Source organism: Phyllobacterium sp. SB3 (genome assembly GCF_040009165.1).
GTDB lineage: Bacteria > Pseudomonadota > Alphaproteobacteria > Rhizobiales > Rhizobiaceae > Phyllobacterium.
Genome location: NZ_JBDYKI010000002.1, coordinates 114,512 through 126,305, shown reverse-complemented (window position 1 = coordinate 126,305; position 11,794 = coordinate 114,512). Strand labels below are relative to the sequence as shown.

Annotated in this window: 13 protein-coding genes; 5 read left to right on the top strand and 8 right to left on the bottom strand. The window is 53.4% G+C overall.

The features are described 5' to 3' along the window. The first annotated feature begins 9 nt into the window (after nucleotides 1-9). The 3 genes from ABKW30_RS07075 to ABKW30_RS07065 are packed head-to-tail and all read left to right on the top strand — an operon-like array spanning nucleotide 10 to nucleotide 2,304. Nucleotides 10-651, top strand: a complete 642-nt coding sequence (locus tag ABKW30_RS07075; protein ID WP_348597845.1) for an amino acid ABC transporter permease — start codon at nucleotides 10-12, stop codon at nucleotides 649-651. A 10-nt stretch (nucleotides 652-661) separates the two neighbouring features. Continuing rightward, nucleotides 662-1,438 carry an amino acid ABC transporter ATP-binding protein gene (locus tag ABKW30_RS07070; RefSeq protein ID WP_348597844.1) on the top strand — a complete coding sequence of 259 codons (777 nt, stop codon included), beginning with the start codon at nucleotides 662-664 and terminating at the stop codon, nucleotides 1,436-1,438. Between the two features lie 20 nt (nucleotides 1,439-1,458). Next, on the top strand, nucleotides 1,459-2,304 hold the full coding sequence (locus ABKW30_RS07065) for an IclR family transcriptional regulator (RefSeq protein ID WP_348597843.1): 846 nt from the start codon (nucleotides 1,459-1,461) through the stop codon (nucleotides 2,302-2,304). Nucleotides 2,305-2,910: 606 nt separating this feature from the next. On the opposite strand, the gene ABKW30_RS07060 is transcribed toward ABKW30_RS07065, so the two are convergent. The 5 genes from ABKW30_RS07060 to ABKW30_RS07040 form a co-directional block, all read right to left on the bottom strand. Further along, complete coding sequence (locus ABKW30_RS07060) at nucleotides 2,911-4,089, bottom strand: acetate/propionate family kinase (protein ID WP_348597842.1); 1,179 nt, start codon at nucleotides 4,087-4,089, stop codon at nucleotides 2,911-2,913. A 22-nt stretch (nucleotides 4,090-4,111) separates the two neighbouring features. Beyond that, nucleotides 4,112-6,505, bottom strand: coding sequence for a phosphoketolase family protein (locus ABKW30_RS07055; RefSeq protein WP_348597840.1), 2,394 nt, complete (start codon nucleotides 6,503-6,505; stop codon nucleotides 4,112-4,114). Nucleotides 6,506-6,619: 114 nt separating this feature from the next. Beyond that, nucleotides 6,620-7,198: a hypothetical protein gene (locus ABKW30_RS07050; RefSeq protein ID WP_348597839.1), complete on the bottom strand. Its 579-nt coding sequence runs from the start codon at nucleotides 7,196-7,198 to the stop codon at nucleotides 6,620-6,622. 20 nt (nucleotides 7,199-7,218) lie between these two features. After that, nucleotides 7,219-7,668, bottom strand: a complete 450-nt coding sequence (locus ABKW30_RS07045; RefSeq protein ID WP_348597836.1) for a pyridoxamine 5'-phosphate oxidase family protein — start codon at nucleotides 7,666-7,668, stop codon at nucleotides 7,219-7,221. Between the two features lie 38 nt (nucleotides 7,669-7,706). Then, nucleotides 7,707-8,543, bottom strand: coding sequence for a universal stress protein (locus tag ABKW30_RS07040; RefSeq protein WP_348597835.1), 837 nt, complete (start codon nucleotides 8,541-8,543; stop codon nucleotides 7,707-7,709). A 183-nt stretch (nucleotides 8,544-8,726) separates the two neighbouring features. On the opposite strand from ABKW30_RS07040, the gene ABKW30_RS07035 reads away from it, so the two are divergent. Then, nucleotides 8,727-9,272 (top strand): flavodoxin domain-containing protein, encoded by a 546-nt coding sequence (locus ABKW30_RS07035; RefSeq protein WP_348597833.1) that lies wholly within the window; start codon nucleotides 8,727-8,729, stop codon nucleotides 9,270-9,272. 207 nt (nucleotides 9,273-9,479) lie between these two features. On the opposite strand, the gene ABKW30_RS07030 is transcribed toward ABKW30_RS07035, so the two are convergent. Genes ABKW30_RS07030 through ABKW30_RS07020 form a run of 3 tightly spaced genes read right to left on the bottom strand, consistent with a single transcriptional unit; the run spans nucleotide 9,480 to nucleotide 11,553 of the window. Then, nucleotides 9,480-10,319: an HAD-IC family P-type ATPase gene (locus ABKW30_RS07030; RefSeq protein WP_348598972.1), complete on the bottom strand. Its 840-nt coding sequence runs from the start codon at nucleotides 10,317-10,319 to the stop codon at nucleotides 9,480-9,482. Beyond that, the gene (locus tag ABKW30_RS07025) at nucleotides 10,244-11,095 is read right to left on the bottom strand and encodes an HAD family hydrolase (protein ID WP_348597831.1); all 852 of its coding nucleotides are present in this window, start codon (nucleotides 11,093-11,095) and stop codon (nucleotides 10,244-10,246) included. The genes ABKW30_RS07030 and ABKW30_RS07025 overlap by 76 nt, the downstream gene beginning before the upstream one ends. Then, complete coding sequence (locus tag ABKW30_RS07020; RefSeq protein ID WP_348597830.1) at nucleotides 11,038-11,553, bottom strand: hypothetical protein; 516 nt, start codon at nucleotides 11,551-11,553, stop codon at nucleotides 11,038-11,040. Before ABKW30_RS07020 ends, ABKW30_RS07025 begins: the two co-directional genes overlap by 58 nt. On the opposite strand from ABKW30_RS07020, the gene ABKW30_RS07015 reads away from it, so the two are divergent. Then, nucleotides 11,498-11,719 carry a hypothetical protein gene (locus ABKW30_RS07015; protein ID WP_348599013.1) on the top strand — a complete coding sequence of 74 codons (222 nt, stop codon included), beginning with the start codon at nucleotides 11,498-11,500 and terminating at the stop codon, nucleotides 11,717-11,719. The genes ABKW30_RS07020 and ABKW30_RS07015 overlap by 56 nt on opposite strands. The last annotated feature ends 75 nt before the right edge of the window (nucleotides 11,720-11,794 follow it).

Genomic DNA, 11,794 nt, shown 5'->3' with positions numbered 1-11,794 from the left:
GAGTGAACAGTGGACGCTTTTCTTAATCAACTTTGGATCGCCAGATGGCCACTGGTGGATGGTCTCCTGACAACCCTTCAAATTTCATTGGCAGCTATCGTTATCGGGACCATTATCGGAGTGCTGGTGGGTGTGCAGCTCACATATGGTTCCTTCGTATCTCGTATTCCGTTCCGCTTATATGTTGAAATCATGCGCGGAACGCCAGTGCTGGTATCTGTGCTGGCTGCATTCTATATCCCCTCTGTGATGGGTCTGAGCCTTACTGCCAAAATGGCGGGCATATTGGCGCTCAGCTTTTTTGCCGGTGCCCATATTGCCGAACTGACGCGAGGTTCTCTCCAGTCGATACCTGTCGGTCAAATTGAGGCTGGACGAAGTATCGGACTTACATTCAGGCAGATTGTCGTCAATGTGCTTTTTCCTCAGGCACTGCGGAGCGCCCTGCCCCCTTGGATCAATACGGGTGTGGAACTGATTAAAGGCTCAAGCCTGCTCTCACTGATCGGCGTCGCAGAGCTTCTCCTCAATACCCAGGAAGTTATCGGCCGCAATTTCATGGCAATACAATTCTATGTTTTCAGCGGCTGTATCTATCTCGTCATCAATATCGCGCTTGATCAAGCCGCCAGAACTTTTGACCGCAGATAAAGGAACAACGATGCGAGAAACGACGGCCCTACTCCAGATCAAGAACTTACGAAAGCACTACGGAGCTGTGGAGGTTCTCAAAGGCGTCGATCTATCTTTGAACAAAAGTGAGGTCGTATCGATTATTGGCTCCAGTGGTTCGGGCAAGACAACGCTGCTTCGATGTGTAAATCTGCTGGAAGAATTCCAGCAGGGCGACATTATTCTCGACGGTGAAATCATTGGATATCAATCAGCAACCGGCGGCGAACGGCACAGACTGAAAGACCGTGAGCTTTCGCGCCAGCGATCCATGACGGGCATGGTGTTTCAGAGCTTCAATCTCTTCCCTCATCTTGATGCTGCGGGAAACGTCATGCTGGGGCTGCGCAAAGTTCGCGGTATGGGAAAAGCGGAAGCGAGGGAGATCGCTGAAAAATGGCTTGACCGCGTGGGCCTTCTGCCGCGGAGGGATAACTTTCCAAGTCAGTTATCAGGTGGTCAGCAGCAACGCGTGGCAATTGCTCGCGCGCTCGCCATGAATCCGAAACTGGTTCTGCTGGATGAGATCACGTCAGCACTCGATCCTGAGCTGGTTCAGGAGGTTCTGATGACTGTAAAAAGCATTGCGGATGACGGTGCAACTCTCCTGCTGGTCACGCACGAGATGCGCTTTGCACGTGATGTATCGAGCCGGGTCGTTTTCATGGAGCAGGGAAGGATCGTCGAGGACGACACTCCAGAGGAGATTTTCAATCGGCCAAAGAACGAACGTCTTGCTTCTTTTCTCAAAAGCACGAGAAATTAAGGCCGACAGAGGGCTGCCTCATGATTGACGCCAAGGGATATAATGACATGGATGGAATTGCGACACGGCGCAGTGGACATGGAGCGACTTCGCAGGTCAACTCCAGCTATATTGTTGGCCCCGTCATCAAGGCACTTAAAGTGCTTGAATATATTGGTGCAAGCGGGAGAGACGTTACATTGACTGAAGTTGCCAATGCGCTTGATATCCCTAAGACGACCGTATTCCGATATCTACAAACGCTGAGTGCTACAGCTTTTCTGCACCATGATATCCCGAATGACCGATATGGCATTGGCCACGGTTTTCGCTCGCTCGCACGCACGGATCGGAGCCTGCAGAGGCTGCGCGAAATTGCGGTGCCAATTATGCGGAACCTGAACCGAAATTTCAACGAGACGATTAACCTGGCAATCGAAGACAAGGGCCAGATCGTTTATATCGAAATAATTGAGTCCACGCGTGCGCTGAGAATGCAAGCACACGTTGGCACCAGAGATCCCCTTCATACAACCGCATTGGGGAAAGCCATCCTTGCTCACTTGGATGAGCCTGACCGAGAGAGAATTTTGACTCAATCTCTCGCAGAGCGGACATATCGATCGGTGATGGATGCAGACGCAATTCGCCGGCAATTGAAAGACGTTCACAAGCGTGGTTATTCGATTGAAATAGGCGAAAATGAAGATGTTTGCATGTGCATAGGCGTTGCGGTTCTGGATGATCTTGGGTTTCCTATCGCTGCTATAAGCCTATCTGCCCCTATCCAACGCTACTCGCTCCAATTAGTGGACCTTGCGACAGCATCTTTGAAACACTCCAGTAAAGAGATTGCTGCGAAACTTCAGTTTGATCACATATCGTGAGGCGCCGAGAAGCAAGTTTGGACATCCGGCCAAAGGAAAAACAGGTAGCAATCTAAAACTGACCCCGAAAGGCCAACCTAACAGAGAATTTCCGTCCTCGCTATCACCAAAAGTCACCTCGTACTGGCGGTTCATCACGACAGACATGACTGCCAGCGCTGCAAAACTGCACGCACGGATGGCATTGACGCCCGAGTTGAGACAATGTTCCTATCTTTACGCGCAACGCGTGATCCCTTCAACAGTCGGCCTCGACATGGTGGGGGAACTGCGCGGTTGGCTGGACGAATGCCTTTCGAAGAACTGTCTTCGTTTCTGGTTGGTGGCACAGCCCGTGCAGAACTGCCGTTTCGCTCATTGGGGGTTGACCCCTTCCCACAGGGACTTTGGTCTTCTTCCCCTTTCCAACCAGCTTTTCACACGCGACAGTTCGTGCTGGATTTACGAGACCGTCTCCGTCAACTCGATGTACTGGCTGCCAGATGGCCGGAGGCTGCCAGCGTATCGGCCGTCTATCAACATCATCCTCGCTTCAGTGCCTGTTATCCATGGACGATGGAATGACGTCGTCCAGCCTCGAATGGTAGCCTGCCCAAATTAATGATGTCAGGGTCTGCCAAACGCGAACCGCAATTCCTTTGCAACCGCTCGCTCTTCGTCAGTAGGCAGTGCAAGGACTTTCACTTTCGAGTCGACGCTGCTGATCGTTTCGTCACTGCGGGAGTTCCTTTGAGCATCAATTTCGACGCCCAGCCAACCTGCACCTTCTCCGACTTTCGCACGTATCAGAGGAGAGTGTTCGCCAATTCCTGCGCAAAACACCAGCATGTCCAGGCCAGACATGGATGCGGCCAAAGAACCTATTGCCTGCGTTATGCGATAAACGAACAGATCGATAGCCTCGTTCGCTGAGGGCTGCTTCGATGCGATCAAAGCCTGCATGTCCCCTGAGACCCCGGACACGCCGAGAAGCCCTGATTCACTTTGAAGCAAGTGCGCTACGTGTTCAACGGCCATTTTGCGGTGTTGCAGGAGGTGGAGGATTACCCCGGGATCGATCGAGCCAGACCGCGTGCTCATGACCAGTCCGTCAAGCGGTGAAAATCCCATGGTTGTTGCAGCGCTGGCACCGTTCACCAGCGCGCAGAGGCTGGCTCCGCTACCCAAATGTGCCACGATAACACGCCCTCCCGCTTCAGCGCCGAATCTAGCCTTCAGGCATGAGGCGATATAGGAATAAGAAAGTCCGTGAAATCCGTAGGATATCATGCCGGAGTCGGTCAATTCGCGCGGCAGGCCGTAAATCTTCGCGAGCTGCGGACGCGTATGATGGAAGGCAGTATCAAAACAGCCAAACTGCCTCGTAGAAGGTAACACGGCTTGTACAGTATCGATAATTGCAATGTTGCGAGGCTGGTGCATCGGTGCCAGCGGGGCAAGTTCACGCAACTGCTTCATGGTTGGTTCATCAAGCAGCACAGCACTCTTGAAATGCTGCCCGCCATGAACAATGCGGTGCCCGACGCAAGTCACTTTACGAAGGAGATCGCGATCTGCAAGGTGTGCAATGACCTGGTTCATCGCCTGCTTGATATTGATCGCACCGTCATTCAAATCGATATCGACTGTTCGATTTCCTCCACCTGCAGAAACCGTCATCCGCGGCTTTTCGTCGAGCGATGAAATGCTGCCGCGCAAAAGCGGTCGCAATTCCTCCGATTGTTCAAACAGAGCGTACTTCAGGCTTGAAGACCCTGCGTTCACAACGAGGATGGTTTCGGTCATGGTTTTACCCTTCTTCGTCGATCTACTCGAAATGCGGGGTCCACTCCCAGTTCAATATTTCCGGCATGTCCTGCCCATGTTCCCGAATATAGTCATGGTGATTCAACAGTTTTACATTCATCAGTTGTTTCAGTTCCGCCGCCGCCGGACTGGACGCAGCGACGTGATCGATCACACTCAAAACCAGGCTGAATCTGTCGAGGCCGTTCATAACAGTCATATCGAAGGGTGTCGTCGTGGTGCCCTCTTCGTTGTAGCCACGGACATGGAAATTGTTGTGATTGGTCCTGCGATAAGTCAGACGATGAACTGTCCAGGGATAGCCATGATAGGAGAAGATGACAGGCCTGTCTTTTGTGAAAATCGCATCGAAATCATCATCCGCAAGACCATGCGGATGGCGTTCCTTAGGCTGCAGCGCCATGAGGTCAACGATATTGACCACGCGGATACGCAGCTCCGGCATGAATTCTCGTAAAATGCAAACTGCGGCCAGCGTCTCCAGCGTCGGCACGTCCCCGGCGCACGCCATAACGATGTCCGGTTCGAGACCATCTTCATTCGATGCCCAATGCCATATTCCGAGACCAGCGTCGCAATGGACCCGGGCTTCTTCCAGCGACAGCCATTGCCACATGGGTGGCTTTCCCGCGACAATGATGTTAATCCGGTCCCAGGTGGATAAGACATGATTCGTGACACAAAGCAGTGTATTGGCGTCCGGCGGCAGGTAAACGCGCACCACGTCGGCTTTCTTGTTCAGTGCAACGTCGATAAAGCCCGGATCCTGATGGCTGAAACCGTTGTGTTCCTGATGCCAGACATGGCTGGTGAGCAGGTAGTTCAGGGAAGAAATCGGTTGACGCCAAGGAATATCGCGACATGCATCCAACCATTTCGCATGCTGATTGAACATCGAGTCCACGATGTGAATAAAGGCTTCATAACACGAGAAAAATCCATGTCTTCCGGTGAGGAGATATCCTTCGAGCCAACCCTGACATGTATGTTCGGAGAGGATTTCCATAACCCTGCCGTTGGGACCAAGATTGGTATCCTCCGGTAAAGTCGCTGCCATCCAGGTGCGATCGGTAACTTCTAAAACCTCCTGAAGGCGATTTGAAGCCGTTTCGTCCGGCCCGACGATGCGAAAATTTCGACGAGCGACGTTTGCCTGCATCACGTCACGCAAGAAACCTCCCATCACCTTGGTGCCTTCGGCTTTCACACTGCCAGGGGCAGCAACAACAACCGCATGGGCTTCCAGTGGAGGCTTATCCAGAGACGCCCTCAGGGTCCCTCCGTTTGCATGCGGGTTGCTGCCCATACGGCGACGGCCGCGTGGCAAGGTTTCAAGAATGTCGGGCACCGGGGCACCCCTGGCGTCAAACAGCTCCTCAGGTCTGTAGCTGAGCAACCACTCCTCCAGAAGCCTCAGGTGGCCTGCGTTTCGGTCGAATCCTGACAGAGGAACCTGATGGGACCTCCAGAAACCTTCCGTCTTCAATCCATCGACTTGTTTGGGTCCGGTCCAGCCCTTCGGGCTACGCAAGATGATCATTGGCCATCGCGGGCGCGAAGTATAAGCCTTGTGGTCCGCGCGGGTGCCTTGCTGAATGGCGTGAATTCCGTTTATTGCCTGGTCAAGGGCAGCGACCATCAACTGATGCATGATGACAGGATCATCCCCCTCGACAAAGATCGGTTCGTATCCATAACCGATAAACAGGGAGCGCAATTCCTCGTGCGGAATTCGGGCAAGGAGCGTCGGATTTGCAATCTTGTAGCCGTTGAGATGCAGTATAGGCAGTACCGCGCCATCTCTTTGCGGATTGAGGAACTTGTTCGAATGCCACGCAGCCGCCAGCGGTCCGGTTTCGGCCTCTCCGTCGCCGACAACACAGGCAACGATCAGGTCGGGATTGTCGAATGCCGCCCCGAACGCATGGGAAAGAGAATAGCCAAGCTCGCCGCCTTCATTGATGGATCCGGGAACGTCCGGTGCTGCATGACTTGGTATACCGCCGGGAAACGAGAATTGACGGAAGAGCTTGCCCATTCCGCGTGCATCTCGCGTAACATCCAGATAATGGGAGGTGTAACTGCCTTCGAGATAGGTGTTTGCTACCATCGCGGGACCACCATGCCCTGGCCCGCAAATATATATCATGTCAGCATCGAAGTCCCGGATAACCCGGTTAAGATGGGCGTAAATGAAATTCAGCCCGGGCGATGTTCCCCAATGCCCCAACAGCCGGGGCTTTACATGTTCCAGCTTCAAAGGTTTGCGAAGCAACGGGTTATCAAGCAGATAAATCTGGCCAACCGTCAGATAATTGGCTGCTCGCCAGTATAAATCTATCTGTCGTGCATCATCGATCGAAAGATGTTCTGGAGCGACGTTATTATCTAACATTGCGGCCTCCTTTGGGACTATAGCCCTGCTTGTGGTGTGTATGTCAAATCGCCTCCGGTGTTCCCTAGCCTTAAAGCAATGAATGACAGGCAATGGGCCTCGATTCACTACGGTTCAAGGTGTGATGGTTGTGGCGGAGACGTCTTCAAAAACCTTGTCGACTTCTTCGTTCGCATGTTCCGCAGCATCAGACGTAATTCCGGAACCAATGGAGATCAGCTTGCGCGTTTCGTCTGTGTATTGCGAAGCAGCATTCCGGTAAAACTCACCGCACACGCCAGAAGTGTTTTGATATTTCTCGGAATCGATCAAGTCATCGATCAGCTTCAAACCGCGCTCGCAACGACGTTGCGCGAAAGCCAGGGCTTCGATCTGCACATGAAACGCGGTTTTCAAGGCTTGAGCTTGCATGCGCATTGTAGCCCTCGCCAATGCCCGACCGGTGCTGGCAAACGGCACCGGATTGAGAAGAGATGCGAATGCGGAGGGTTCATCTTGGTATGACATGTCTGATCCTTCGATCACAGCCTGAAAGCGGAATGCATCCGGTACCCGAAAGTCGCGCTTCGCTCCCGTGACGTCCTTGACATAGGTCAAAGCGACACGTGTCGCGCCAAACGTATTTTCACTGATCATTGTGAGCGGCAAATTGAAAATAGGACGCCGCGTGGCCAGAAAATTGGGGTAGGCCAATGCCTGGTCTTTCCTGAAGTTCAGGCTGATACAGTCTTATGGCCTGTCATTTCCTTGATGAGGATGCGGAAATAAACAGGCTCCATCGTCCTTACGTGATCCCTAATCACTGTCTTCACGTATGCGGGCTCCCACCATTCGGCCCGGTTGCTCAAGAGGGCATGAGCTTCGTTGCGTGCATCGACATGGTCAGGTTTGTCGCTCAACTCTTCATAGTGTCCGGTTACCACCACGCTTTGCCATTTGTTGGTCGCAACAATGTCATCGAACTCCACACACACTTTGGGATTGGAGCGCATGGCCACTATTTTTTTACCGAATGTCGTAAACGAGTAGAGGTACCCAACACGGCAAACAAAGTTCATTGGAATGACATATGGCTGCCCGTCATTTACACAGGCCAGCCTTCCAATCCTGGCATGCTCTACCAGATGCATAATTTCGAATTGATTCATTGCGTTGATTTGCATCGTAATGGGCTCCAAATTCGTATGCTGGACGGTTCTGTTCAATGAGCCATCAGGATAGGAAGACCGGGATCATCAATCATTGATCGTGTAACCCCTCCAAAAATTCGCTCCCGCAAACGTGTGTGACCATAGCCCCCCATGACGATAAGATCTGCCGCGATATCGATTGCATGCTGCTTAATGACATTAGCTACTGCGTAATTCGCGCTTGGAATTCTATCGACGGTAATCTTGACTCCATGATGGGCGAGATAGGCAGCAATATCAGCTCCCGGTTCAGGGCCGCTTGCAACGGTGCTCGAATCCGGGTCGATCATCGTGACATGGACTTCTTCGGCACACGCCATGATATCCAAAGCTTCACGAGCTGCCCTTGTACATTCCAAACCGGAATCCCACGCGAGCAAGACCTGCTTGGGCCGCAACGTTGGCTTCGTTCCATGCGGTACTAAAAAGATCGGTTTACCGGACTCAAACAACGCACCTTCTATCACCCGGCTTCTTAGCTCCTCGTTCGCCAGGAGATCGGGGCCAATTATCGTGGCATCCGTATATCTGGCATGTCTGCCAATAATATGCCCTAGCTTGGCAAGCTCCGGATACTCGTCGATGACACTCGCCGAGATGTCAGCGTGGCTTACAAGTGTTTCCACCTCTTCAATTCTTTTATCAATTGCGGCGAGCGTTTGCTGTCTTTCCTTTAGCCAGAGTTCCGCCGTCCCTAAAGCGTAGTCACCGATTGGCGGTAAACTTGCAACACCGAAGACCGTGACGCACAGTTGCGCATTGATTTCAGAACACATGTCGATCGCCATCTTCAAGTCGTGACTGGATTGATTTACCTCAACGACGCTCAGCAGACTTTTGAAAACCATTTGTTCTCTCCAGATGATGGAAGGATGTTGCTATTGAGCAAACAATAGTCCGCTGACGTTTTACGGGCATTGCGCTGGATCAATTGCGGTCCGGTGATGGATTTTTGATGCGTATCAATGCAACCGGTTAAAAATTCATCGCAACTGCGATCTCGGACAAATCGACAACGCAGGAGATAAAATATGAAGTTTCTGGTGCTCTATTCCACTGTGGAGGGTCAAACGCGGAAAATTGCAGAGGCCGTCGCAAGTCACCTTGAGGCACAAGGCCATCTCATAGAGTTGACCGAGGCGAACCAGGTTGGATCTGCCGATCCCGGTACGAGCGATGCGGTGATTTTGTGTGCGCCCGTTCATACCGGGCGCTATCCCGCAGCCTTTGTCCGTTACGTGCGGAACTGGCGCTCGATACTCAATAGCGTTCCTTCAGCTTTCATCTCCGTATCGCTGTCCATTGCCAGCACCGACGAAGCCGAAAAGGCTGAGGCGCGAAACTACGCTGTTGATCTATCCGAAGAAACCGGGTGGAAACCCGAATTTGTCCTGAACTGTGCCGGGGCACTGAAATATTCGGAATACGATTTTTTCAAGCAGTGGATGCTTAAGCGGATAGTTGCTACCGAGTCCGGTCCTGTCGATCCCAAACGCGATTACGAGTTGACGAACTGGACGGAAGTGAAGCGCTTCGTCGATAATTTCATAGACGAATTAGCCACTGACGAAGAGTAGTAAATGTGGCCTTGCCGGTTCGGATACTGTTCATCATTGCAGGAACAATCATCGGATGGTTCGTGGCCCGCAGCGCCACAAATTTTGTCGTGCTGCAGATGTTTGTCATGCTTGCCATGATTACCATTTTCATTGGCGCTTTGGCGTTTGTCCCAATGGTTTTGTCCTGGTTCAGACGTCAAAGATAATCCGCTTTCAGACCGCAGCCTAACCGATGATCCGCTGCACAGCTGGTATGAATTTCAACAAATCGAACAACAGCACCGCGGCTATTGCGGCAGCGGTAGCCAACGCGGCTTGTCCGGTCTCGTGAAACCAAACAGTGATGCGAGATGTGGCTGAAAGATGCATATCGACACAACTGCCACTGCGATCATCGAGGCGATCCAGAACGTCATTCGCCCGCGTTCGAATATGTGCAAGACAATCACCTCGCGACGGCTGTTCGCGAGGCCAAGCGACAGATTCCCCGCTGTGACGGCAATGAACGCTGCGGTTCGCGCCGCTTCTATGGATGTGCCTCGCAGTAAAAGCATCCTGTACAGTCCAAGGCAAACGGCCGAACGCTATCTGCGCAATGCCGACCAGTGGATTTTCAACCGGCCGCGGCGGCCGATCCATTATGTCGTCTTCGGCTGGCGTACGCTCGAATACGATCGAACACATTGGGTCAATGATCATCTCGATCACCACAACATGCGCCGGAAAGAAAAGCGGCGGCATGCCGGCGATCAGAGGCAGCAGTGCCAAACCCGCGATCGGGACGTGGATCGCCGAAATATAAATCATCCCTTTGCGCAGATTGTTGAAGATGCGTCTTCCCATCTTGACCGCACTGACGATTCTGCCGAAATCTTCGTCGAGCAGCACGATGCCTGCCGCTTCGCGGGCGACGTCGGTGCCGCGTCTACCCATCGCGATGCCAATGTGCGCGGCCTTGAGGGCCGGCGCGTCGTTAACCCCGTCGCCGGTCATGGCAACGATCTCACCCGGCGCTTCAAAGCCTCGACGAGGCGTAGTTTTTGTTCTGGCATGACACGGGCAAATACATTTGCAGATGAAACCAGTCGGTCCAACTCGTTGGCATCCGCTCGTTCCAGCTGGTTGCCAGTGACAGCTGCCTCTTTGGTGTCGATGCCGGCTGCTGCAGCAATTGCCAGTGCAGTAGCCGGATAATCGCCCGTGATCATTTTGACCGATATTCCCGCGCGCAATGCTTCACGCACCGCCGCAGGTACAGTTGTGCGCAAAGGGTCCTCGAAGCCGACCAGTCCGGCAAAGGTGAAATCGAAAACATGCTGTGATTCAGGCAGTTCATCCCGCGTGGTCGTCCCTATGCCGGCGCCAAGCACCCGCAAGCCGTTCTTGGCCATTGCCTCAACATGCGTCATGACGCTTGCCGCTTTGTCATCATCAAGATGGCACAAACCTATGACGGCCTCTGGTGCACCCTTGCAGGCAATCGCAAAATGTCCTGCATCGTCTTTCCAGACAATGGACATCGCCAACAGTTCCGGCTTGAGGCCATACTCGCGAACCATCGGCCAATCCAACGTATTATACTCTCCGACACGTGACGCCAGTCCTGCCACCGCCCGGTCCATCGGATCGATGGATGCGTGCCGTGTCGCCAGCCAGGCGGCATCTGCGAGCGAACGGAAGGCTTGCGGTATGTCACGTAAGTCCGGCGCAACTTCGAGTTGGTCAGACAAGGTGTCGAGGAACCGGACCCGCATGCGATTTTCGGTTAGCGTGCCGGTCTTGTCTACGCAAAGAACCGTTGCGGCTCCGAGTGTTTCGATGACGGCGGGTCGCCGGGCCACACGATCGTGGCCAGGCCGCCGAAAAGCCGAACGATCCGGTTTACAGAGATCTGCAATCGGGTTCGCTCCACGACAATGGATGCCGGCGAAACGCCGATGCGTCCAGCATGCGTGCGGGTTCCGGTGTCCAACACCGTTGCGATCCCATGACCTTTGACGACGAGTGTCGAGGCGTAGACGAAAGGTTGGTCGTCGCCTCCCGGCTCCCCGGAAGTGTCGTTGCCGTCGCCGGCACGCTTGCGGACGGGGACGCTCTCTCCCGTCAATAACGATTCATCAACAACCAGGCCCGAACTATCGTGCAACATTGCATCGGCCGGAATGCGTTCCCCTTCGTCCACAAGGACAAGGTCACCGGGAACGACCAACTGCCCCGCGATGGTACACTCCTTGCCATCGCGAATGACGCGCGCGGACGGCGCACCCAAGGTTACGCAGAGCCGCAAGAGCTTTTTCACTTCTTTGCTGTTGAAAAAACATCAGCCCGATGCTCAAAAAGGCAAATCCAGCCAGCAAAAGCCCTTCCGCAAGGTCACCAATCAAGAGATAAAGCGTTGCCGCCGCAACGAGGAGCAGCACATCGGTTCGGTCAAAATTCCTTTCGCGACAGCGAGACCGACCTAGTGGTGTCTCCCGGCATAGCGTTGGGGCCGTATCGTTCAAGTTGGCGCTTTGCCTCGACACCGGTCAGCCCGGCAA